At 72.8% G+C, this 22,360-nt stretch carries 28 protein-coding genes, 1 tRNA gene and 2 pseudogenes; 15 read left to right on the forward strand and 16 right to left on the reverse strand.

The window, feature by feature from the left end:
* From WML84_RS04255 to WML84_RS04310, 12 genes and pseudogenes are all read right to left on the reverse strand, one after another.
* Positions 1-209: pseudogene (locus WML84_RS04255) on the reverse strand (hypothetical protein); the annotation flags it as partial.
* Positions 206-928: a response regulator transcription factor gene (locus tag WML84_RS04260; RefSeq protein ID WP_347344900.1), complete on the reverse strand. Its 723-nt coding sequence runs from the start codon at positions 926-928 to the stop codon at positions 206-208. The gene WML84_RS04260 and the pseudogene WML84_RS04255, both read right to left, overlap by 4 nt.
* The gene (locus WML84_RS04265; protein ID WP_347344901.1) at positions 925-1,188 is read right to left on the reverse strand and encodes a DUF4190 domain-containing protein; all 264 of its coding nucleotides are present in this window, start codon (positions 1,186-1,188) and stop codon (positions 925-927) included. The genes WML84_RS04260 and WML84_RS04265 overlap by 4 nt, the downstream gene beginning before the upstream one ends.
* A gap of 1 nt (position 1,189) precedes the next feature.
* Positions 1,190-1,807, reverse strand: a complete 618-nt coding sequence (locus tag WML84_RS04270) for a DUF3060 domain-containing protein (RefSeq protein ID WP_347344902.1) — start codon at positions 1,805-1,807, stop codon at positions 1,190-1,192.
* Between the two features lie 127 nt (positions 1,808-1,934).
* A tRNA-Arg gene (locus WML84_RS04275) sits at positions 1,935-2,007 on the reverse strand.
* Positions 2,008-2,046: 39 nt separating this feature from the next.
* Complete coding sequence (locus WML84_RS04280) at positions 2,047-2,640, reverse strand: asparagine synthase (protein WP_347344903.1); 594 nt, start codon at positions 2,638-2,640, stop codon at positions 2,047-2,049.
* A 10-nt stretch (positions 2,641-2,650) separates the two neighbouring features.
* Entirely contained in the window at positions 2,651-4,282 is a 1,632-nt protein-coding gene (locus WML84_RS04285; protein ID WP_347344904.1) for an FGGY-family carbohydrate kinase, read from the reverse strand.
* A gap of 73 nt (positions 4,283-4,355) precedes the next feature.
* Positions 4,356-4,940, reverse strand: coding sequence for a PadR family transcriptional regulator (locus tag WML84_RS04290; protein ID WP_347344905.1), 585 nt, complete (start codon positions 4,938-4,940; stop codon positions 4,356-4,358).
* A gap of 295 nt (positions 4,941-5,235) precedes the next feature.
* Entirely contained in the window at positions 5,236-6,573 is a 1,338-nt protein-coding gene (locus tag WML84_RS04295) for an aminotransferase class I/II-fold pyridoxal phosphate-dependent enzyme (protein ID WP_347344906.1), read from the reverse strand.
* A 101-nt stretch (positions 6,574-6,674) separates the two neighbouring features.
* Entirely contained in the window at positions 6,675-7,571 is an 897-nt protein-coding gene (locus tag WML84_RS04300; RefSeq protein ID WP_347344907.1) for a universal stress protein, read from the reverse strand.
* On the reverse strand, positions 7,568-9,055 hold the full coding sequence (locus WML84_RS04305) for an amino acid permease (RefSeq protein WP_347344908.1): 1,488 nt from the start codon (positions 9,053-9,055) through the stop codon (positions 7,568-7,570). Before WML84_RS04305 ends, WML84_RS04300 begins: the two co-directional genes overlap by 4 nt.
* 108 nt (positions 9,056-9,163) lie before the next feature.
* Complete coding sequence (locus tag WML84_RS04310; RefSeq protein WP_347344909.1) at positions 9,164-10,780, reverse strand: serine hydrolase; 1,617 nt, start codon at positions 10,778-10,780, stop codon at positions 9,164-9,166.
* 95 nt (positions 10,781-10,875) lie between these two features.
* Here WML84_RS04310 and WML84_RS04315 point away from each other — a divergent pair, with 95 nt between their 5' ends.
* Both WML84_RS04315 and WML84_RS04320 read left to right on the forward strand, forming a co-directional pair.
* Positions 10,876-11,199 (forward strand): ATP-dependent DNA ligase, encoded by a 324-nt coding sequence (locus tag WML84_RS04315; protein ID WP_347344910.1) that lies wholly within the window; start codon positions 10,876-10,878, stop codon positions 11,197-11,199.
* Between the two features lie 104 nt (positions 11,200-11,303).
* Positions 11,304-12,176 (forward strand): SDR family oxidoreductase, encoded by an 873-nt coding sequence (locus tag WML84_RS04320; protein WP_347344911.1) that lies wholly within the window; start codon positions 11,304-11,306, stop codon positions 12,174-12,176.
* Here the strand turns inward: WML84_RS04320 and WML84_RS04325 are convergent.
* Positions 12,128-12,469 (reverse strand): hypothetical protein, encoded by a 342-nt coding sequence (locus WML84_RS04325; RefSeq protein WP_347344912.1) that lies wholly within the window; start codon positions 12,467-12,469, stop codon positions 12,128-12,130. The genes WML84_RS04320 and WML84_RS04325 overlap by 49 nt on opposite strands.
* A gap of 185 nt (positions 12,470-12,654) precedes the next feature.
* On the opposite strand from WML84_RS04325, the gene WML84_RS04330 reads away from it, so the two are divergent.
* The 3 genes from WML84_RS04330 (at position 12,655) to WML84_RS04340 (ending at position 14,349) form a co-directional block, all read left to right on the forward strand.
* A complete protein-coding gene (locus WML84_RS04330) occupies positions 12,655-12,924 on the forward strand; it encodes a Rho termination factor N-terminal domain-containing protein (RefSeq protein ID WP_347344913.1) in 270 nt (89 codons plus the stop codon).
* Between the two features lie 14 nt (positions 12,925-12,938).
* Entirely contained in the window at positions 12,939-13,907 is a 969-nt protein-coding gene (locus tag WML84_RS04335; RefSeq protein WP_347344914.1) for a DNA topoisomerase IB, read from the forward strand.
* Between the two features lie 97 nt (positions 13,908-14,004).
* Positions 14,005-14,349 (forward strand): hypothetical protein, encoded by a 345-nt coding sequence (locus tag WML84_RS04340; RefSeq protein ID WP_347344915.1) that lies wholly within the window; start codon positions 14,005-14,007, stop codon positions 14,347-14,349.
* A 9-nt stretch (positions 14,350-14,358) separates the two neighbouring features.
* Here WML84_RS04340 and WML84_RS04345 read toward each other — a convergent pair whose 3' ends face one another.
* Positions 14,359-15,534, reverse strand: a complete 1,176-nt coding sequence (locus tag WML84_RS04345; RefSeq protein WP_347344916.1) for a glutamate--cysteine ligase — start codon at positions 15,532-15,534, stop codon at positions 14,359-14,361.
* 162 nt (positions 15,535-15,696) lie between these two features.
* On the opposite strand from WML84_RS04345, the gene WML84_RS04350 reads away from it, so the two are divergent.
* From WML84_RS04350 to WML84_RS04370, 5 genes are all read left to right on the forward strand, one after another.
* Positions 15,697-16,071, forward strand: coding sequence for a hypothetical protein (locus WML84_RS04350; protein WP_347344917.1), 375 nt, complete (start codon positions 15,697-15,699; stop codon positions 16,069-16,071).
* A gap of 100 nt (positions 16,072-16,171) precedes the next feature.
* Entirely contained in the window at positions 16,172-16,360 is a 189-nt protein-coding gene (locus tag WML84_RS04355) for a hypothetical protein (protein WP_347344918.1), read from the forward strand.
* Complete coding sequence (locus WML84_RS04360) at positions 16,357-16,989, forward strand: SIS domain-containing protein (protein WP_347344919.1); 633 nt, start codon at positions 16,357-16,359, stop codon at positions 16,987-16,989. Before WML84_RS04355 ends, WML84_RS04360 begins: the two co-directional genes overlap by 4 nt.
* Before the next feature lie 84 nt (positions 16,990-17,073).
* Positions 17,074-17,271, forward strand: coding sequence for a hypothetical protein (locus WML84_RS04365; protein WP_347344920.1), 198 nt, complete (start codon positions 17,074-17,076; stop codon positions 17,269-17,271).
* Between the two features lie 77 nt (positions 17,272-17,348).
* Complete coding sequence (locus WML84_RS04370; protein ID WP_347344921.1) at positions 17,349-18,824, forward strand: FAD-dependent oxidoreductase; 1,476 nt, start codon at positions 17,349-17,351, stop codon at positions 18,822-18,824.
* 17 nt (positions 18,825-18,841) lie between these two features.
* Here the strand turns inward: WML84_RS04370 and WML84_RS04375 are convergent, their stop codons facing one another.
* Complete coding sequence (locus tag WML84_RS04375; RefSeq protein WP_347344922.1) at positions 18,842-19,255, reverse strand: CBS domain-containing protein; 414 nt, start codon at positions 19,253-19,255, stop codon at positions 18,842-18,844.
* 154 nt (positions 19,256-19,409) lie between these two features.
* On the opposite strand from WML84_RS04375, the gene WML84_RS04380 reads away from it, so the two are divergent.
* From WML84_RS04380 to WML84_RS04400, 5 genes are all read left to right on the forward strand, one after another.
* Positions 19,410-19,763 (forward strand): PadR family transcriptional regulator, encoded by a 354-nt coding sequence (locus WML84_RS04380; RefSeq protein WP_347344923.1) that lies wholly within the window; start codon positions 19,410-19,412, stop codon positions 19,761-19,763.
* Position 19,764: 1 nt separating this feature from the next.
* Complete coding sequence (locus tag WML84_RS04385; protein WP_347344924.1) at positions 19,765-20,130, forward strand: DUF1048 domain-containing protein; 366 nt, start codon at positions 19,765-19,767, stop codon at positions 20,128-20,130.
* Positions 20,127-20,933 (forward strand): ATP-binding cassette domain-containing protein, encoded by an 807-nt coding sequence (locus tag WML84_RS04390; RefSeq protein ID WP_347344925.1) that lies wholly within the window; start codon positions 20,127-20,129, stop codon positions 20,931-20,933. The genes WML84_RS04385 and WML84_RS04390 overlap by 4 nt, the downstream gene beginning before the upstream one ends.
* Positions 20,930-21,712 (forward strand): ABC transporter permease, encoded by a 783-nt coding sequence (locus WML84_RS04395; protein ID WP_347344926.1) that lies wholly within the window; start codon positions 20,930-20,932, stop codon positions 21,710-21,712. Before WML84_RS04390 ends, WML84_RS04395 begins: the two co-directional genes overlap by 4 nt.
* A gap of 132 nt (positions 21,713-21,844) precedes the next feature.
* Positions 21,845-22,039 carry a hypothetical protein gene (locus WML84_RS04400; RefSeq protein ID WP_347344927.1) on the forward strand — a complete coding sequence of 65 codons (195 nt, stop codon included), beginning with the start codon at positions 21,845-21,847 and terminating at the stop codon, positions 22,037-22,039.
* Between the two features lie 74 nt (positions 22,040-22,113).
* Here the strand turns inward: WML84_RS04400 and WML84_RS04405 are convergent.
* A pseudogene (locus WML84_RS04405) lies at positions 22,114-22,360 on the reverse strand (hypothetical protein); the annotation flags it as partial.

Consider the following 22,360-nt stretch of genomic DNA (forward strand, 5'->3'; position numbering starts at 1 on the left):
CGGGCGTGCTCGCGCCCGCGGCGCGCGCGTGCCGCCACGAGCGCCCACGCGAGCCCCGACAGCAGGAGGCCGCCGACGACGCACACGGTCGCCACGGGGGCCCCGACGGTGAGGACGCCGTTGTGCCCCGCGACCGCGACGGCGATCGCGGCGATCACGCCCGCGCCCGTCGGCAGCAGCAGGAGGGCGACGCTCCGCGGCATCCTCATCCCGACCTCACCTCCGCCCGGAAACGGTACCCGACGCCGGCGACGGTCTCGATCCAGCGCGGATGCTGCGGGTCGTCGCCCAGCTCGCGCCGGAGCTCGGCGATGCGATGGTCGACGGCGCGCGTCGTGACGGCGAACTCGAAGCCCCACAGCGCCGCGAGCAGATGCTCGCGCGTATGCACCTCGCCGGGGTGCGCCATGAGGTAGTCGAGCAGCGCGACCGCCTTGGGCGTCAGCTCCACGGCGCGCCCGTCGACCCGCGCGCGGCGGGCGGTGCGCTCGAGCTGCAGGCCGTCGGCCCGCAGCGACCCCGCACTCGTGAGCGGCCGTCCGCCGGCGACAGTGCGACGCAGCACCGCGCGCACGCGCGAGACGAGCTCGGGCGGGTCGAAGGGCTTGCCGAGGTAGTCGTCGGCGCCCTCGTCGAGCGCCGCGACGCGCTCGAACGACTCGTCGATCTTCGTGAGCAGGATGACCGGCGTCCAGGTCTCGGCACGGCGCAGGCGCCGGACGAGCTCGCGCCCGTCGAGCGCCGGCATCATGACGTCCGACACGACGATGTCGGGCGCCCACTCGGCGTGGAGGCGCAGCGCCTCCACGCCGTCGGCCGCGACCCGCACGCGGAAGCCGCTGCGCTCAAGGTAGGGCGCGAGGGTCGCCGTGATCGCCTCCTCGTCGTCGACGAGGAGGAGGCGCGGGCCCTCGCCCTCGGCCGTCATCTGCTCGTCCCCCACCACACCGCAGCGACGACGGCGATCACGACCAGGACGGTGACGGCGAGGGTGAGGTAGCCGAGCACGAGCCCGACGATCGCGAACGCGGAGCCCTGGGCGCCCGTCGCGCGGATGCGCGTGAGCGCGAGGTGCCCGAGGATCACGGGGATCAGGCCCAGTCCGCACAGGGCGGTCACGAACGACGCGATGGCGAGGCCGTCGGTCGGCCGCGGAACGGCGTAGAGGGCGGTGGTCGACGCGGCCATGTCAGCGCCCCGCCGCCGGCAGCACGCGGTTGAGCGTGCCGATGTCGGACACCCGCGGGCTGCCGCTCTCCCAGACGACGTCGTTGGCGAGTCCCACGACGTCGACCCTGTCGGCGCTCCCGACGACCACGACCGATGCCGTGCCCGACACCTCGATGGTGCCGACCGCGGGCGCGAGCACCACGGCGCCGAGGGCGGCGACGTAGACCTTCTCGCAGTCGTCGACCACGCGCAGGACCGCGCCGTCGGTCGCGATGTCGGCGACGCCGTCGATGCAGCTGACCACGCCCGTCACGCTGGACTCCCACTCGGCCCGCTTCGGGAGCGCGCCGGGCTTCTGCCCCGGCGCGAGCGGCGGCTCGACGCCGGCCTCGGCGCGCTGCTGGAGGATCGCCGGCAGTGCGCCCGAGCCGGGCTCCTCGGCCGGCTGGGTGCGCACCGGGGTCTCCACCGCGCGGCTCACGGTCGACGTCGCCGACGGGGTCGGGCTCGGGCTCGACGGCGGCTGGTAGCCGACCGCGCAGCCGGTGAGGGCGGAGCCGGCGAGGGCGAGGGCGGATGCCGCGGTCACGACCAGCAGGGTGCGACGGCGACGCTGGGGGCTGTGGTGGTTCCTCATGCCATCGACGCTATCGGGGGCGCCCGGGCGGAGTGGTCGCGGGGGTGTCGCAGTCCTGCGACACGACTGCGCGACGCGACGGTCCGCACACGGGAAAGGCCCCGCCGAAGCGGGGCCTTTCCTCTCGCGCGCCCGAAGGGACTCGAACCCCTAACCTTCTGATCCGTAGTCAGATGCTCTATCCATTGAGCTACGGGCGCGTGGTCCTCACTCGCGTGAAGGCCGACGATCAGAATACCTCACGTCGCGGCATCCGACGAATCGGCGCTCTTGCGCTGCTGCTTCCGCCGCTTCTTGTCGAGCTTGCGCAGATCGACCTTGCGCAGCTCCTTCATGCGCTGGGCGCGCGCGTCGTCGTAGTCGGCGTCGAGGTCCGGCCGCGCGGCGTAGATGTCGAGCCTGCGCTCGATGTTGCGCGCGACCTCCTCCCACGCGGCCTCGCGGGCGTCCAGCACCAGCTGCAGCAGCGCGAGCTCGTCCTCGGCGCGCTCGCGCAGCTCGGCTGCGATGCGCCGGAACTGGTCACGCCGCCGCTTGAGGTTGCGCACGTCGCGCCGACGGTAGTCGTGCGTGCCGTCGGAGCGCGTCGTGCGGGTCTTGGCGATCTCGCGCTCCCGCTCGGTGCGCTCCGCGTCCTGCTCGGCCTCGTCGGCGAGCGCGAGCAGCGCCTCGCGGGCGTCGACGAGCACGTCGTCGACCTCGAAGTTCTTGTCCTCGGCCAGGACCTGCATCAGGATGCTGTTCTTCAGCTTCAGCCTCGTGACGGCCGAGGCGAGGTAGACCCCGTCGGCGACGATGTCGGCGCTCTTGGGCCGCGTCTTCTTCTCTGACACCGGATCGATCCTAGGTCGCGGCGACCGGTGGGATCGTCGCGGCGGCGACGCGCTCGGCCGCGAGCCCCGCACGGTAGCGGTCGAGGAATCGCGCATAGCCGGCGACGTCTGCGGGATCGGGGTCGATCGTGTCGAGCTCGGCGCCGTCGAAGACCCGGTCGCGCAGGTAGGTGGCGAGGTCTGCGTCGCCGGCGGCCGACAGGTAGGCGGCGAGCACCGCGATGCCCCACGCCCCGCCCTCCGAGGCCGTGCCGCTCACCGTCACGGGCGTGTCGAGCGCGCCGGCCAGCAGCCGCTGCGCCACGCCGGCGGTGCGGAACACGCCGCCGTGCGCGAACATCCGGTCGACGCCCACCCCCTCGTCCTCGAGCACCCGCATGCCGAGACTCAGGGAGCCGAAGACGCCGTACAGCTGCGCGCGCATGAAGTTCGCGAGCGTCAGCCGACTGTCGGGCGTGCGCACGACCATCGGCCGCCCCTCGTCCAGCTCGGCGACGGGCTCGCCGGAGAGGTGGTTGTACGCGAGCACTCCCCCCGCATCGGCCTCGCCGTCCAGCGCCTCGCGGAACAGCGTGCCGAACACGGCGTCGGCGTCGAGCGGCGCGCCCGCGGCGGCGGCGAACCGGGCGAACATGCCGACCCACGCCGACAGCTCGCTCGCGCCGTTGTTGCAGTGCACCATCGCGACCGGGTCGCCCGCCGGGGTCGTGACGAGGTCGATGTCGCGGTGCACGCGCTCGAGTGCCCGCTCGAGCACGATCATCGCGAAGATGCTGGTGCCGGCGCTGACGTTGCCGGTGCGCGGCGCGACCGAGCCGGTCGCGACCATGCCGGTCCCGGCATCGCCCTCCGGGGGGCACAGCGGGATGCCGGCGGCGAGCGCGCCGGTCGGGTCGAGCAGGCGCGCCCCGTCGTCGGTGAGGGCGCCCGCCGGCTCGCCCGCGACGAGCACCTCGGGGAGGATCGCGACGAGCGCGAGCCCCGGCACGCGCTCCTGCACCGCGGCGTCGAACCGGGCCACGAGCGCGGCGTCGTACGCGCGCGTCGCGTCGTCGATCGGGAACATGCCCGACGCGTCTCCGACGCCCAGCACGCGGCGACCGGTGAGCCGCCAGTGCACGTAGCCGGCGAGCGTCGTGACGAAGTCGACCCGCGGCACGTGCGGCTCGTCGTCGAGGATCGCCTGGTACAGGTGCGCGACCGACCAGCGCAGCGGGATGCCGGTTCCGAACAGGTCGGTGAGCTCGGCCGCGGCCCGCCCGGTGGTCGTGTTGCGCCACGTGCGGAACGGCACGAGCAGGTCGCCCGCGGCGTCGAACGCGAGGTAGCCGTGCATCATGGCGGAGATGCCGATCGCCCCGAAGGTGCGCGGCGCCACGCCGTAGCGGCTCTCGACGTCGGCCACCAGCTCGGCGTAGGCGGCCTGCAGCCCGGTCCACACGTCGTCCAGCGCGTACGTCCACACGCCGTCCTCGAGCCGGTTCTCCCACGCGTGGCCGCCGACGGCCAGCACGTCGGAGCGCTCGCCGATCAGGCACGCCTTGATGCGCGTCGAGCCCAGCTCGATGCCCAGCGACGTGCGCCCTGCGACGATCGCCTCGCGGACCGCGGCGTCCACGGCGTCGCGTTCGGTGCTGCTCACAAGCTCTCCTTCGGGTACATGGTCGATGTTGCCGGCAACCGGTGCGTCAGCGCCAGTCCCGGTTGGCCACGGGTCAGGCGGCGCCGCGCTGCGACGGACGTCCACGCTTGGGCCGGTCGGTCGACAGCTCGAGCACGACGGCATCCGCCCCCTGCCGCGCGAGTCGCTCCTGGGCGTGCTCCAGCCACCGCAGCTCGGCCTCGGCGGCGAACACGCGCGCGTCGGTCACGAGCGACCACGCGACCTCCTCGGGGCCGGCCGGGCCCGTGTACGCCGCGCCGCGGAGCTCGTCGAGCTGGGCCTGCGAGGCGCTCCGCTGCGTGCGGATGACGTCGGCGGCGTCGACCCCGGGCAGGGTCGCTGCGACGGTCAGCTTGATCGCGAGCTCGTCGCGCGGCGCCCGCTCCACCGGCGCGCGGAGCCATTCGCGCACCTCGAGCGAGCCGGCATCCGTGATGTGCCAGTACACGTGCCCCTGCTCGTCGACGTCGCCCTTCTCGACGAGCCCGTCGCGCTCGAGCCGGTCGAGCGTGTTGTAGATCTGGCCGACGTTGAGGGGCCACGTCGCCCCGGTGCGGCGGGCGAACTCCGCGCGCAGCTGGTAGCCGTAGCAGGGGCCCTGATCGAGGATCGCCAACAGGCTCTGACGCACCGACATGGCACTCCGTTCCGTTTCGCCCCCCGAATACGGTTGTCGGGTATATGCATACACGGAATGCAGCGGCGCCGGCGCGCGGCACGCCGCCCGCGCGCCGGCCCGCGGCATCCGTTCCCGAGCACATGAATCCGCGAGAGTGCAGCGGCGCACCGAGAATGCATGCCCAGCGCGCATTCTCGGTGCACCGCTGCATTCTCGCGGTCAGGGGCAGGGCGCGCGGATGCCGTGGGGTGACCCGTGCGGGTCGGGGCGCGGCCTGAGCGGATGCGGGCCGCGGGCGGCGCGGCGCGGGGGGTCAGGCGGCGAGCGCCTGCGCGAGGTCGGCGACGATGTCGTCGGGGTCCTCGAGCCCGATCGACAGCCGCACGGTGGTCGGCGAGATGCCGCCCTCGGCGAGCTGGGTCGGCGTGAGGTGGCTGTGCGTCATCGACGCGGGGTGCGAGACGAGGCTGCGCGCGTCGCCGATGTTCGCCACGAGGCGCACGAGGCGCAGCGCGTCGACGAACCGCGCGACGCGCGCGAAGTCGGCCTCGGCGTCGCCGGTGCCGTGCAGGTCGAACGCGAACACCGCGGGCACGCCCCGCGGCAGGTACCGCTCGGCGAGCCCCGACCACGGACCGCCGGCCAGCCCGGGGTGGTGCACGACGGCGACCTCGGGGTGCTCCGCGAGGAACCGCGCGACGGCGAGTCCCGACGAGCTGTGCCGCGCCACTCGCAGGTCGAGCGTCTCGATGCCCTGCAGGAGCTGGAACGCGTTGAACGCCGCGAGCGTCGGACCGAGATCGTGCACGTACTTGGTCTTGATCAGGGTGATGAGGGCCGTGCCCTCGGCGCCGAAGCGGTCCCACAGGGTGATGGCGCCGCCGACCCGCGCGTAGGGGCGCGTGAGCTGCGGCCAGCGCTCGGGCTCGGCGCCGAAGTCGAACGAGCCGAGGTCGACGACGACGCCGCCGAGCGACGTGCCGTGGCCGCCGAGGTACTTGGTCGCCGAGTGCACGACGACGTCGGCGCCGTGGTCGCCCGGCCGCTGCAGATACGGCGTCGCCACGGTGTTGTCGATCACGAGCGGCACGCCGGCCTCGTGCGCGAGGTCGGCGACCGTCCGCACGTCGAGCACCTGCGCGGTCGGGTTGGTCACCGACTCGGCGAAGAACGCGCGCGTCGACGGCCGCACCGCGGCGCGCCACGCGTCGGGGTCGTCCTGGTCGACGAAGGTGACCTCGACACCCCAGTCGACGAAGGTGTCGGCCAGCAGGTCGATCGTGCCCCCGTACAGCTGCCGCGCCGACACGATGTGCCCGCCGCGCGCGACGAGGGCGAGGAGCGCGACCGTCACGGCCGCCTGACCGGATGCCACGGCCGCCGCCGCGGTGCCGCCCTCGAGCGCGGCCACCCGCTCCTCCAGGACCGTCTGCGTGGGGTTCCCCGCGCGGCTGTACACATGACAGGAGGTGCGCAGCGCGAACGCGTCGGCCGCGTCGGCGAGCGACGGGAACTGGTACGCGGTCGTCTGGTAGATCGGCGGGACGGCGGCCGGGTGCGCCTCCCCCACGGCGTGCCCGGTGTGCACCTGGTGCGAGGCGAATCCAGCAGGCGCGGACACACGCGCGGGCACGGCAGAGGAGACGGTCATGCCTCCATTTCAGCGGAGCGCGTCGCCGACGGATGCCGGTGTGTCGAAGTGTTGCGTCGCGAGGCCGGCAGGGGCCCCACCGGCATCCCGCCGCCGCGTCGTCAGCCGACCGCGGCGCCCGGCACGGCGATCACCGGGACAGGTGCGTACCGGATGATCTTCGTCGCGCTGGAGCCGAGGAACACCTGTGCCAGCCGGTGGGTCGACGAGGAGCCGACCAGCAGGACGTCGCCGTCCACCCAGTCGAGCGATCCGACGGCCTGCGCCCAGTCGATGCCCTCGGCGAGACTGAGCTCGAGATCGTCGTCGGCGAACCCCGTCGAGCTCAGGTGCTCCCGCGCCCCGCGCTGCGCCGACGCGACCTGGATCTTCCAGCGCTCGATGACCTGCGTCTCCGCATGGCTCACGCTCGTGGTCGCCATCCGCCCGGGTGTGACCAGGAACGTGACGATCCGCAGGCGCGCGTTCACACGGCGGCAGATGTCGGCCGCTGCGGTGAGCAGCGTCCAGCCGGCGTCGTCGTCGCGGAAGGCGACGGTCAGACGCGCCACCGGGCCGTCCGCACGATAGCCCTGCGGCGCGATCGCCACCGGGATCTCGGACGAATGCACCAGGCGGTGGGTCTTCGAGGTGAGGCCGATGCGGCCGTCCGGCGCATCGTCGCCGGAGCCCACCACGACGAGCGTGCCCTCGAGCTCGGCCGCGCGCTCCAGAAGGGTCTGCGGAACGGACCGCCCGCTCACCCACGACGCGCTGGACTCGATCTCCGGGTGCGCGGACAGGAAGCCGCGTGCGGTCTCGGCGCTGCGCTCGCCCTCCTGCGCGGCCCAGGCCTTGAACTCGCGGTCGGTGTCTCCCGCGGCCACGGGCGTCGCCCATCCCCGCGGCACCACGGTGACCACGTGCACCGGTTCGGGCTGCGACCGCGCGAACTGGCACGCCAGCTCGATGGCGCTCTGGTCGTCGTTGTGCAGGCCGTAGCCGACGATGTAGGTCACTTCTCAAGCTCCGGGTGGATCGGCTCGGCGATCTCCTCGTCCGACGTGTAGGTGTTCAGCGTAGCCTTCCGACGACCGTAGGCGAGGTAGAAGAGGAAGACGATCGCGAGCCACGACACGCAGATGAGCCACGTGACCGGCTTGAGGCTCGTGAGCACGTACACGCACACGACCACGGTGAGGATCGGCACCACCGGGTACAGCGGCACCTTGAACGGCCGCTCCAGGCCCGGGTGGGTGCGGCGCAGCACCATGAGCGAGATCGCGACGACGCTGAACGCGACGAGCGTGCCGAACGAGACGCTGTCCCACAGGTAGTCGGAGGGAACGAAGCCCGCGACGATCGCGACGAGGATCGCGACGACGAACGTGTTGAACACCGGCGTGCCGGTCTTCGGGCTGACCTCCTCGAACTTCTTCGAGATCATCCCGTCGCGCGAGACGGAGAAGAGGATGCGCGTCTGGCCGTAGAGGGTCACGAGGGTCACGGAGAACACCGAGATCACGGCGCCCGCGGCGAGGATCGTCGCCCACACCGGCGTCCCGGTCACGTTCTCCAGGATCCGCGCCAGGCCGGCGGACTGCGCCTCCTCGGTCTCGAACCACTCCCGGGGCTCGGCCGCGAGCCCCGCGAAGGCGACCAGCAGATAGATGGTCGTCACGATCAGGAGCGCGCCGATGATGGCGCGCGGGATGGCCTTCTGGGGGTTCTTCACCTCCTCGCCCGCTGTCGCGACGGCATCCAGTCCGATGAACGAGAAGAAGATCGTGCCGGCGGCGGCGCTGATGCCGGCGGCCTGCGCGAAGAAGTCGGAGAAGTGGTCGGCGTTGAACGCCGTGATGCCGATGACGGTGAACAGCAGCAGCACGCCGATCTTGATGACCACCATGATCGCGTTGACCGTGGCCGACTCGGACGCGCCGCGGATCAGCAGGAGCGCACAGAGGAGGATGAGCACGACCGCGGGCAGGTTGATGACGCCGCCCGTGGCCGCGCCGTCCTCACCCGGGACGAAGGAGACGGACAGCGCCTGGGGCAGCTGCCAGCCGAAGAGCTGGTGCAGGAGCTCGTTGAAGTACCCGCTCCAGCCGACGGCGACCGCCGAGACGGCGACACCGTACTCGAGCAGCACGCAGCCGCCGACGAGCACCGCGACGCCCTCGCCCAGCGCGTGGTAGCTGTAGGAGTACGTGGAGCCGCTCACCGGGATGGACGAGGACAGCTCGGCGTAGCAGAGCGCGGACAGGCCTGCGGCGACGGCGGCGAGCAGGAACGAGATGAGCACGGTGGGACCGGCGACGGGGACCGCCTCGCTCAGCACGAAGAAGACGCCGGTGCCGACGGTCGCACCGACGCCGAGCATCATCAGCTGGAACGTCCCCAGCGTGCGCGGAAGCTCCTCGCCCGGGTGATGCTTGCGCTGGAAGATGATGGGCTTGCGCCGACGGAGCTGAGCTCCCAGGCCGATGCTCTGCTGTGCCATGCGAGCTCCTTTGTCAAGACGAATCGTCTGAGTATCCCGTCGCTGAACAAAAGCTGTCAAGGATCCGACGGCAACGTCACGCAGCCGTAACGACGCCCGTCGGGGCCGTCAGTCCGCGCGCGTCCACGTGCCGAGGCCCCAGGTGTCGAAGTAGCCGAGCACGACGGCATCCACCCGGTCGCCGTCTCGAGCGAACCTCGCCGACGCCAGCGAGCCCCCCGCGGCGTTCTCGCCGGCGGGGACGAACGACCACGTGTCGCCGTCCCACGGCTCGATCGGGAACGTGTAGCCGCCGTCCGGGCCGAGGGCGCCGACCAGCGCGTCGCCGTCGGCGCTGATCACGAGGTCGCCGAAGTACGCGTTCGTGTACGTGCCGGCGTAGTCGGCGGCCGCGGCCGGCGCCGCGGGACTGCTCGGCCGCGTCTGGCCGGCGAGGTCGCCCGACGGCTGGTGGTACACCTGGAAGAACCCCGCCATGTCCGACACCCAGTCGCGCGTGACCTCTCCGAACTGCACGAGGTCGAGGAACGCGGCGACGACGGCCTCGGGGACGCCGACCGGGGCTCCGTTGGTCAGCACCACGATCCCGAGGTCGAGGTCGGGGACCATGGTCGCCGCCGTCGCGGCCCCCAGCGAGAACGCCCCGGAGTGACTGAGGGTCACGCGCCCGCCGACCGTCGACGACACGTTGATGCCGTAGCCGTAGTGGCCCGGCCGCTGGTCGACGGCCGTCGTGTGGCTGCTGATCATGTGCGCCGACATGGCCTCCAGGAGCGCCGCCTCGTCGATGTAGGGCTCGCCCTCCCACTGGCCGCCCGCGAGCACGAGGGTCATCCACTTCGCGAGGTCGCCGACGGTCGACGACACGCCTCCGGCCGGCGACTGCGGATCGGGGTCGCGGTCGTAGAGCGGCTCGAACTCGTCGCCCACCTTCGCGTGCAGCACGGCGCGGTCGTCGTGGGCCACGAAGTCGTCGTGCGACGGGCTCGTCGAGGTCATGCCGAGCGGCTCGAACAGCAGCCGGTCCGCGGCCTCCTCCCACGGCATGCCCAGAGCGGATGCCGCCGCCTCGGCGCCGACGGTGAGCCCGAAGTTGGAGTAGTTGTACGTGATCCGGAAGTCGCTGAGCGGCAGCATGCGGAGGTGGTCGAGGATGTACGCGCGGTCGTAGCCGATGTCCTCGAGGTCGTCGCCGCCGCCGGTCGGAAGCCCGGTGCGGTGCGAGAAGTAGTCGCCGACCTGCCCGTCGTCGGTCACGTACGGGTCGGACATCGCGAACCCGGGCAGCAGGTCGTGCACGCGCGCGTCCCACGTGAGGGCGCCGTCCGACACGGCCTTCGCGACGACGGTCGCCGACAGGGGCTTGGACAGCGAGGCGATCTGGAACACGGTGTCGACGTCGACCGGCTCCCCGGTCGACGCGTCGCGCACCCCGAACGCGCCGGTGTAGACGACCTCGCCCTTCGAGACCACCGCGACGGCGGCACCGGGCACCCCGGACGACTCCAGCGCCGCCTCGACGAGCCCCGGAAGCTGCTCCACCGCGGCCGACACGAGCGCGTCCCGCTCCCCGGGCAGCGCGACGACGTCCGCGCTCGGGAGCTCGCCGGTCGTGACCGCGATGCCCGGCGGCTTCTGCTCCGCGGTGCACGCGCTGATCGTCCCCATGGCCACGACGGCCGCCATCACGACGGCCGTTCCGCGCCGCATCCCTCGTCCAGACATCCCTGCCCCCTCCGCTCCCTCTCAGTAGAGTGGACGACGACGTACTGCGGCAAGAGTCGCAAGCGGACATGTCCGCGAGCGGACGACGGAGGATCATGGGGACGTTCATCTACGAGGGCTCCGTCAAGGTCGACTTCGAGGACCGGCTGCTCACGCACCTGCAGATCGTGATCGCCGACAAGCTCCGTCGCGGCGAGGCGTTCCAGTTCACGTGGCGAAACGACCCGAGCCTCGGAGACGGCCGCACCTCGGTGTGGGTCCACCCGCACGCATCCCTCGTCTACAAGTACTCCGGCAGCCGACGCCCCTCGCTCAACCGCACGTGGGTCGACGCCCTCGCGCGCGCGGCGAACTCGCCGTCGGGCCTGCGGGTGCTCGCCGAGCCGGCGGGACCGGCCGAGCCGCTCGAGCCGAGCTGACCGGTCCGCGCGCACGGGCGTTGCCGGAACGGCGCGGGTGTGTCAACCCCGTCGGCATCGGCGCACGTCGTGGCTATCGTCCTTCCCGAACGAAGGAGGACACCATGCACGATCCGCGCGACAAGCACCACTCCGACGGCTTCCCGCCGGACGACCAGGATCAGCCCGGCCTGGTCGGCGAGACCGATCCCACCCCCGACCACGGGGAGAAGAGCTACCAGGGCAACGGCCGGCTGCGCGGCCGGCACGCGCTCATCACGGGAGGCGACTCCGGCATCGGCCGCGCCGCGGCGATCGCCTTCGCCCGCGAGGGCGCCGACGTCGCGATCGTCCACCTCCCCGAGGAGCAGGAGGACGCCGACGACACCGTGCGGCTCATCGAGGATGCCGGGCGCACCGGCGTGAGCCTCGCCGGCGACGTGCGCGACGAGGGCTTCGCGGCATCCGTCGTCGACCGCGCCGTCGAGGCGCTCGGCGCGCTCGACATCGTCGTGCTCAACGCGGCCTATCAGAGGGATCGCGAGTCGCTCGCGGCGCTCGAGACCGAGGAGCTCGACCGGGTGTTCCGCACCAACCTCTACGGGCTCATGTTCACCGCCCGCGCGGCGGTGCCGCACCTCGAAGCGGGCGCCTCGATCATCGTCACGGCCTCGATCCAGGCGTTCGACCCGTCGCCGTCGCTCATCGACTACGCGATGACCAAGGCGGCGCAGGTCGCGTTCGTCAAGGCGCTCGCCCAGGAGCTCGGCCCCGACGGCATCCGCGTGAACGCCGTCGCGCCGGGCCCGATCTGGACGCCGCTGATCCCGGCGACCGGGTGGGATGCCGAGCGGCTGGCCACGTTCGGCCAGGACACGCCGCTCGGCCGGGCCGGGCAGCCCGCCGAGCTCGCGGGCGCGTACGTCTACCTCGCCTCGGACGAGGCGTCCTACGTCTCCGGCGCCGTCCTGCCCGTCACCGGCGGCAAGGGCCTCTGAGTGCGCGCCCGGCGGGGCGGGAAGTGCGGGATCGGCACCGGACGCTCCGCCCCGCGCGGGCGCTGCTCGGCGACGATCGCCACGATCTCGTCGAGGGTGCGCACGTGGCGCCGTCCCACCGCACCGGAGTGCCCGACGACGTTGAAGCCGTCGGGGTTCACGGTGGTCTCCACGTACGCGATCACCCCGGTGGCCTCGCCCGACCACGCGTTGCGCTCGCAGAGCCGCCACACCCCGCCCCCGACGGGCACGAGCATCAGGCCGGAGGAGAGCAGGATGCGGGTCTGATGCATGCGTCCATCGTGACGACGGCGCCCGGCGGCGACGAGGGACTTGACACGGATGCCGCGGACCGCCACACCCTCGCGGTCGTCGCACGCGCGTGCCGTGCGGCTGTCGATCCCGTGGTCGTCTGTCAACCCCCTCCGTGACACCCGCCCGCCGGCGATACCGTGGCCCCGCGAGGGAAGGAGATCCCATGCCTGGTGGACGCGGTTCGAACAGCCTGAAGGACCCGGAGCTCTACGAGGAGCTCCGCAAGCAGGGCGACTCGAAGGAGAAGGCGGCGCGCATCTCGAACGCCGCGGCCCGCGAGGGCCGGAGCGCCGTCGGCAGGCGCGGCGGCGAGTCGGGCGACTACGACGACTGGACGGTCGACCGGCTGCGCAAGCGCGCGAAGGAGCTCGGCATCACGGGCTACTCGGACAAGAGGAAGTCCGAGCTCATCTCCATGCTGCGCGACCACTGACGCGGCCTCGCGAGATGGCGCGGCTCGTGCGGGTCAGGCCGGGGGTCGACCCCGGTCTGAGGCGTGTGCGCGCCGGCAAGGGGTTCCGCTACGTCGACGACGGGGGCGGCACGGCATCCGCCGAGACCCGCCGGCGCATCCGCGAGCTCGTGATCCCGCCGGCCTGGCGGGAGGTCTGGATCGCCGCCGACCCGCTCGCCCACATCCAGGCCGTCGGCACCGACGAGGCCGGACGCCGTCAGTACCTCTACCATCCGCGCTGGCGCGAGCGCAGGGACCGCAGCAAGTTCACGCGTGCGCTCGCGCTCGCCGAGGCGCTGCCCGCGGCCCGCGCGCGCGTCACGGTGGCCCTGCGCCGGGACGGGCTCGACCGCGAGCGCGCGCTCGCGACCTCGTTCCGCCTGCTCGACGAGGCGGCACCGCGCGTCGGCTCGGCGCGCTACCTCGCGCGCCACGGCAGCCGCGGGCTCACGACGCTGCAGCGGCGCGATGCGGCGGTCGCGGCATCCGTCATCACCCTCTCGTTCCCCGCGAAGAGCGGGCGTCGGGCCCTCATCGAGCTGGACGACGCGGACCTCGCGACCGTGATCGCGATCCTGCGCGCCGGCAGGCCGCGCGCCCGGCTGCTCTGGTACGAGCGCGGGCGCCGCCAGGTGAGCCTCACGCCCGCCGAGGTGAACGCGCACATCCGGCTGCTCACCGGCGCCGCGTTCACCGCGAAGGACTTCCGCACCCTCCGCGGCACGATCCTCGCCGCCGACGCGCTCGCCCGCATCGGCACGGTCGACACGGCGCGCGACCGCGCGCACGCCGAGGTGCTGGCGGTCCGCGCCGCCGCGCAGGCGCTCGGCAACACGCCCGCGGTCGCACGCGGCAGCTACATCGACCCGCGCGTCTTCCGGCAGTACGCGAAGGGCCGGCTGCTCGATCGCGGGGTCAGCCCCGAGACCGCGATCCGGCGGCTGCTGACCGCCGCCGGCTGACCGTCGCCGTCCGCGCTCACGGCGTGCCGGGCCTGTCAAGACCCTCGGCCGCGCCGCGTGCCGGACGTACCGTGGGCTCGACGAGGAGGCATCCGTCATGGCGAGGAAGGATCCGGAGGACGCGGCGCGGCGGCCGGTCGACGAGACGTTCGTGCGCAACCGACCGGCGCTGCGGAAGGATGCGCGGCGGTCGTGGCTGCTGTGGGCGGGACTGCTCGGAGCCGTGTCGGTCGCGTTCCTGATCGCGAACCTCGGCGCCCAGTTCGCGGCGGCGCTGACCGGCATCCTGGCGCTCGTCGCGCTCTATGCGGCGATGCTCGTGTGCGCGGCGACCATGCGCACCTCGCGACGTCGGAACGTCGTGCTCGCGGCGCTCATGATCGCGATGGTGCTCGTCAGCGTGGCAGCGCTCATCGCGGTCGCCGCGCTGCGGCTCGCCTGATCGCATGCGCTACGGCGCGCCCGCCACCTCGGGCACACGGTGGGTGAGGTCGACCGCGCGGCGCGCGACCGCCGCGGTGGTGCCGTGCCGGGCCAGCTCGGCGCGCTGGAGGTCGGCACCGGCGCCGCGACGGAGGATCTCGGCCAGCCCGTGTCGCACGCGCACCTCCTCCTCGGTCGTCGCGAAGCGCTCGCGCGCGTGCCGGTAGAGATCGTGCACCGCCTCGCGCGCGGGCACCGGACGGCGCGACAGCGGATGCAGCAGCTCACCGCCGACGCCCGACCGGCTCGCGCGCCACGACGCCAGCCGGAGGACGCGGCCCGCCACGTCGTCGACCGGCTCGCCCGCACGCCAGCCGGCGGCGGCGGTCTCGACGAGCGCCCGGATCAGCACCGCGAGCGTCGCTGCGTCCTCCGCCGCGAGGCACACGTCGGCGACCCGCACCTCGACCGTCGGGGCGTGGTTCGACAGCCGCGCGTCGAAGTAGACCATGCCGGCGTCGAAGGCCACACCGGTCGCGATCATCTCGTCGACCGCCGCCGCGTAGCCCGCCGCCGAGCCGAACGGCTCGTACGTGCCCGCACTCGGCCAGCGCCCCCACGCCTGGTAGCGGTAGCTGGCGAACGTCGAGTCCGCACCCTGCCAGAACGGGGAGTTGGCGCTGAGCGCGAGCAGCACCGGCAGCCACGGCCGGATGCGGTCGAGGACGCCCACGCCCTCCTCGCGTCCGTCGATCGAGACGTGGACGTGGAACCCGCAGGTCAGCTGCTCGTCCATCGTGAGGCCGAAGCGCTCCCGCATCCGGTCGAAGCGCGGCGTCGTCACGACGTGCGAGTCGCACGCCAGCGGCGACGTCGCGAGCGCCGCGGCGCGGGCGCCGACGGGGCGGGCGGCCTCGTCGGCGGCGCGACGCCCGTCGACGATCGCCTCGACGAGCTCGCCGTACGTGCTCAGCGGCGGGCTGACGACCTCGATCTGCTCGCGCTTGACCTCGTGCTCGAGGAGCGCTCCGTGCGCCACGACGCTGCCCGGCGCGGGTCCGATCGCGTCGTCGACGACGGGCACGGGGCGAAACGTCTCGGCATCGACGAGCAGCAGCTCCTCCTCCACGCCGATCCGGCGGATGCCGCGATCCCGCGCGACGTCGATCCCCGACGCGCCCTCCCCCGGCGATGGCCTGGTCATGAGCACCTCCCGCGTCGTCATCGGGCCGCCCCCTGCTCGGCAGCCGACGCCCCATCCTGCGACGTCCCGGACGGCCCGGGCCACGGGATTGACGCCCACCCCGCCACGAGGTAGCGGGGCCGCCCCGGCCCGCGCCGTCCGCGGCGCGGTTAGGCTGACCGGATGGGCACGATCTACTACGGCGGCTCCGCCACGCCGATCCACATCGAGGACCGCGCGCTCGCGCATCTGAAGGTCGTCATCGCCGTCAAGCTGCGGCGGGGCGAGAGCTTCACGCTGTCGTGGCGGCACCCCGACGACCAGCCCCGCGGACGCAGCACGATCTGGCTGCACCCCTCGATCCCGCTGCGCTTCGTGTTCGACGAGCCCGAGCCGCCGGAGCTGAGCCGCGCCTGGATCGACGACCTCGCGAACTCCGCCAACACGTCGGGCGGCATCTCCCTGGTCGCCGAGCACTTCGACGTCCCGCCCGTCGAGGTCAACGACGACGCCCCGCAGGTGGTCGAGGTCGACGGCGACTCCGGGGCGCGCGGCTGACGCCACCCGGTTAGCGCGATCGGTCGCGCCAGTCAAGTCCCATGCGCTCCGCGCGGGCGGCTCCTAGCGTGAGGCATCCGCCCCTCGAAAGGATGCCGTCGTGACCGATCCGCATGTCCACCCCGAGGCGCCCGCCCGCATCGTTGCCGAGGACGAGACCGTCGCGGACCGGAGGGACGGCCGCGCCGACGCCCCCGACGAGGACCGCGACCCGCTCGACGAGGCCGAGCGGCACGCCGACGACGTCCTCCGCCCATCCGTCGACGACGAGCGGGACGCGGACCGATGATCGAGACCGCGACGGACTGCATCCGCGGCCGGGTCCCGGACGACGCGCTCGCCGACACCCTGAGCGCGCACCTCGCCGAGCACCGGAGGGTGGTCGACGGACTGTGCGTGCGGCTGCCGGTCGTGGCCTCGTGGGGAGCCGAGCTCGCGCTGCGCATGCTCACCGGCGGCCGCCTGCTCGTCATCGGCGACGAGCGCTCGGCGGCGGCCGCGCGGCATCTCGCGGATGCCGTGATCGGTGCTCCGGACCGACGGCCGGCCTTCTCGGCCACCGTCGTGTCCACCGGACCGCCCGCGACGGGCGCGACGACGGGCGACGCGGTCGTCCGCCAGGTCGTCGCCCATGGCCGCCCAGGCGATGTCGTGATGCTCCTCGCGCTCGACGGGCGCGACGCGACGCTCATGCGCGCCGTAGAGGCGGCGTCGCGGGCGGGCACCGACACCTGGGCGCTGACCGGACGCGCGCCGAACCCGCTGTGCAACGCCGCCACCGCGCACGTCGCTCTCCCGGGCGACGACGACGCCGTGCAGGAGGCCCAGTGGCTCGCCCTCAACCTGCTGCGACAGGTGTTCGTGCACGAGCTCGGCACCCTCGCCCGTCACACCCCGGCGGCCCGACGACAGGGCTAGCGCCATCGGCCGGGCGAGTCAAGCCCCGTGCCGGGCGGGTGTGGCGGAGCCTAGCGTGAGGCATCCCAGAGAAAGGATGCCGCGATGTCCAGCCCGCACCCGCCCTTCGTCCCGACCCCCGACGACGACGACCGCGCCGACGAGTCCGTGGCGCCCGTGCCGACCATGGAGGAGGACGGCGACCGCGTCCTCGACCCGGACGCCGACCAGGACGCCGTCGACAGCGCCCGTGCCGATCGTGTGGCAGCCGGCGCCGACGACGACGAGGAGGACCTGCTCTGACCGATCGGCGCGACTCGCCGCGCACGGCGCCGCCCGAGCGTCCGTCCTCGCTGTGGTCGCAGACGTGGGACGGCGTCGTGACGGACGCCGACCTGCCCGGCCGCGCCGACGTCGTCGTGGCCGGTGCGGGGCTCACGGGCCTGGCCGTCGCGCTGATCCTCACGCGCGCGGGACGCCGCGTCGTCGTGGTCGAGGCCCGCTCGGTCGGCGCCGTGACCACCGGGAACACGACTGGCAAGCTCAGCCTGCTGCAGGGCGGCACGCTTGGTCGCATCCGCGAGCACGCGGGCGACGACGCCCTCGCCGCCTACGTCGATGCGAACCGCGCCGCGCAGGAGTGGCTGATCGGCGAGATCGGCGACGACGATCGGATCGTCCAGCCCGCGACCGCGTGCACGTACGCGACGACCCCCGAGGGCGATCGCGTCGCCGACCGCGAGCTCGCGGCGGCGCGCGCCTGCGGAGTGCCCGCCGAGTCCCTCAGCACGACGCAGAGCGACCGACTCGGGCTGCCGTTCCCGGCGTCGCGCGTGCTCGCGCTCGACGGCCAGTGGCAGCTGCATCCGCTGCGCGTGCTCGGCAGGCTCGCCGAGCGCGTGCGTGCGCTCGGCGGACGGATCGTCGAGGGATGCCGTGTGGTCGGGGCCGACGTCGAGGACGACGGCGTCCTCGTCCGCACCGAACGGGCGTCGATCCGCGCGGAGGCGCTCGTCCAGGCGACGGGAACGCCGGTGCTTGATCGCGGACTGCTCTTCGCCCGGCTCGAGCCGTCGCGCGCGCTCGTGGCCGCGTACGCACTGCCGGCGTCGTCGCGACTGCCGGCCGCGATGTGCCTCTCGGTCGACGAGCGCACGCGCTCCCTTCGCACGGCGCAGGACGCGGAGGGCCGGCAGGTTCTGCTCGTCGGCTCGGCGGGCTTCACGCCCGGACGCGAGCCGGACGCGGCCGACGTCCTCGACGAGCTCGAGGACTGGACGCGGGCCGCCTACCCCGACGCCCGTCGCGTCGCGTGGTGGGGCGCCCAGGACTACCGGTCGGCGACCGGCCTGCCGTTCGCGGGACCCGTGCCGCGCGGCGGCGATCGCGTCTTCGCCGCGACCGGCTACGCCAAGTGGGGCATGACGAACGCCGTCGCGGCCGCGCTCGCCATCGCGGGCGACCTGACCGGCACGTCGTCGGCGCCGCGGCTTCCCCAGGACGTGCCCGCCGCAGCGGGCGAGACGATCGCCCTCAACGCGGAGGTCGGCGGACGCCTCGCCGCGGGCTGGTTCGAGGCCGAGACCTCCAGCCGCCCCGACGACGAGGCCCCGCCCGAGGGCCATGGCCGCATCGTGCGGCACGGCCTGCATCCGATCGCGGAGTCGACCGTGGACGGCGTCGTGTGCCGTGTCTCTGGCGTCTGCACTCACCTCGGCGGCGTGCTGCGGTGGAACGGCGCGGAGCGCTCGTGGGACTGCCCGCTGCACGGGTCGCGCTTCGACCCCCGCGGCGACGTGCTCGAGGGGCCCGCCGTGCAGGCGCTTCGCGCCGCCGAGGAGGACGTCCGGGCGTGACCGCCCGGACGTCGCCGTCACTCGGAGATCTGGGCGACCGTCTCGCCGGCCTCGGCGGCCGAGACAGACAAGACGACATCGGCCTGGCTGATGATGCCGACCAGCTCGTCCCCGTCGATGACCGGAAGGCGCCGCACCTGATGGTGTTTCATCTTGTCGAGCGCCCGGTGGACATCGTCGTCGGCGCCGATCGTGACCGGCTTGCCCTCCGCGAGCGAGCCGGCGGTCGTCGTCGCGGCATCCCGCCCTCGCGCGAGACACTTCACGACGATGTCGCGGTCGGTCAGCATGCCTTTGAGGGCGCCGTCCTCACCGCAGATCGGCAGTGACCCCACGTCGAGCGACGCCAGCAGCCGTGCGGCATCCACGAGCGTGTCGTTCTCTCCGATGCATTGCGGAGCGATGGTCATGATGTCGCGTGCGGTGGTCATGTCCTCTTCCTTCCGATCGTGCCTCGAGAGCAACGCTAAGAGGACCCCTCGGCAACCGTTCAGGGGGTTGACAACCACGGCGGCGCTTGCAATCTCACTACTCAGTGTTACTATCTACCAGTAGTAAGCGTCACTGAGTAGCGAGGAGCCGTCCGTGGGCAAGCAAGCCACCGAGATGCTCAAGGGGATCCTGGAGGGCGTCGTCCTGGCGATCCTCTCGCGCCGCCCCGCCTACGGGTACGACATCACGGCGCGGCTGCGCGCGCAGGGCTTCTCCGACATCGCGGAGGGCACGGTCTACGCACTGCTGGTGCGCATCGAGCAGCGCGGTCTCGTCGACGTGGAGAAGGTCCCGTCCGAGAAGGGCCCTCCGCGCAAGGTGTACACGCTCAACGGCCGCGGGCAGGAGTACCTCGACGAGTTCTGGCGCACCTGGGCGCTCCTGACCGAGCGGCTGGAGCGACTCCACGACGCCGGCACCGACGACGACACAGAAGGAGAGGGCTGACATGGCAGCCAGATGGATCGAGCTGGTCACCGGACCGCTCGAGCAGAAGCGGCAGTACAAGCAGGCGAAGGCGAGGCTCGACGCCCTGCCGGAGCCCTACCGCGCCGTCGCGGACGCGTTCAACCGGTACCTCATGTACTACGGCGGCGTGACCGACGGCGACGTCATCGTGCAGATGTTCCTCGACCTCGCCGACTTCTGGGAACGCGCGGCCCTCGACGGCACGCCCGTCCGTCAGGTCGTCGGCGACGATCCCGTCGAGTTCGCCGAGAACTTCGCCCAGGCCTACGGCGGCAAGCGGTGGATCGACAAGGAGCGCGCGCGGCTCGTCGACGCGGTCGACGCGGCGGAGAAGGAGCGGTCATGACCGCGACCGCCGTGCAGGTGCGGGGGCTGGAGAAGTCCTACCGCGACCTCCGCGTGCTGCGCGGCGTCGACCTGACCGTCGACCGCGGGACGGTCTTCGCCCTGCTCGGCTCGAACGGCGCCGGCAAGACCACCGTGGTGCGGATCCTCGCCACGCTGCTGAAGGCGGACGCCGGGACAGCCGTCGTCGACGGCTTCGACGTCGCCGCCCAGCCGGGGTGCGTGCGGGAGTCGATCAGCCTCACCGGCCAGTTCGCCGCCGTCGACGAGATCCTGAGCGGCCGCGAGAACCTCGTGCTCATCGCGCGGCTGCGGCACGTCGCCGACCCGCGCCGCGTCGCCGACGAGCTGCTCGCCCGCTTCTCGCTGACCGATGCCGCGAGCCGTGCGGTAGGGACGTACTCCGGCGGCATGCGTCGCCGGCTCGACATCGCGATGAGCCTCATCGGCGACCCGTCGGTGATCTTCCTCGACGAGCCGACGACGGGTCTCGACCCCGAGGCCCGTCTCGAGATGTGGCAGGCGATCAGGGAGCTCACCGCGAAGGGCACCACGGTGCTCCTCACGACGCAGTACCTGGAGGAGGCCGAACAGCTCGCCGACCGCATCGCGATCCTCCACGAGGGTCGCATCATCGCCGACGGCACGCTCGCCGACCTCAAACGGCTGCTGCCGCCCGTCGAGGTGGAGTACGTCGAGAAGCAGCCGAGCCTCGAGGACGTCTTCTTCGCGATCGTCGGCACTCGCACGAGCGGCACGGACTCGGCCGACGAGAGCCCGGATGCCACGAAGGAGTCACGATGACCACGCTCACCTCTCCCGCCCGCGGTCTCGGCGACACCGCCGTGCTGCTCGGCCGCTCGCTCACGCACGTCACGCGCAGCCTCGACACGATCATCACGACGGCGATCACGCCCGTCGCCCTCATGCTGCTGTTCGTGTACGTGCTGGGCGGCGCGATCGACACCGGCGGGGCCGGCGGCGCGTACATCGACTACATGCTCCCCGGCATCCTGCTCATCACGATCGCGTCCGGCATCGCCTACACCGCGTACCGGCTCTTCATGGATCTGAAGAGCGGCATCTTCGAGCGCTTCCAGTCCCTGCCGATCGCGCGCTCGGGCGTGCTGTGGGCGCACGTGCTCACGTCGCTGCTGGCGAACCTCGTGTCGCTCGCGATCGTCACCGGTGTCGCGCTGCTGATGGGCTTCCGCTCCGGCGCCGGGGTACTCGCGTGGCTCGGGGTCGCCGGCATCCTGACCCTGTTCACCCTCGCCCTGACCTGGCTCGCCGTGATCCCGGGACTCACCGCCAAGACGGTCGACGGCGCGAGCGCGTTCTCGTATCCGCTCATCTTCCTGCCGTTCGTGAGCTCGGCGTTCGTGCCCACCGACACGATGCCGGGGCCCGTGCGCTGGTTCGCCGAGAACCAGCCGGTCACCTCGATCGTGGACTCGATCCGCGCGCTGCTCGCCGGCGAGCCGGTGGGCGGCGACCTGTGGATCGCCCTCGCGTGGTGCGTCGGCATCCTCGTCGTCGCGTACGTCGTCGCCATGGTCGTGTACCGGCGCCGCATCTCGTAGGAGCGGGCACGCGCTGCCCTGCGGTGTCAAGCCCCTGGGACCGCGTCGTCGCGTGGCGGACGGTTGTGACATGGATGATCCGCCTCGATCCGGTCCGCCGGACGAGACGGATGTCATGAGAGGAGAACCGGCATGAGTGAAGGTGAAGTCCGCGCAGACCCCGACGGCGAGGACGTGCGGGAGAAGTCCGTCGGCAAGGACAGCTCGGCGACCGGCCATCCCTCACAAGCCGAGGGCGAAGACCCCGCCGCGAACGGCACCGGGCAGGAGACCACTGCGACCGGACATCCCTCGCAGGCCGAGGGAGAGGATCCCGACGCGGCGTAGCCCGGTCGGTCCCGCGATCCGAGCGAGGCCGGATCGGGCGGGGTTGCCACCCGGTCAGCCGTGCAGAGGTCGGAGCCGCGCACGCTCAGCGCCGTGGGCGCGACGATGTTGAAGTCCTCGCCCGCGGCGGCGTCCCGCCGCGACGGCGAGTTCGAACGCCTGCGCGACGTCGTCGGCGTGCACGTGGTGCATCGGCTCGGCACCACTGTCGGGCCGCGCGATCGTTCGTCGCAGAGACTGCCCCGTCGATCTCGATGCAGGTTCGACGTCCGCCTCCTCGCAGCGAGCCCGTGATGGGCCGCGAGTTCCAATGTCGGAGGT

It is taken from the genome of Microbacterium sp., from assembly GCF_039812165.1.
Lineage (GTDB): Bacteria > Actinomycetota > Actinomycetes > Actinomycetales > Microbacteriaceae > Microbacterium.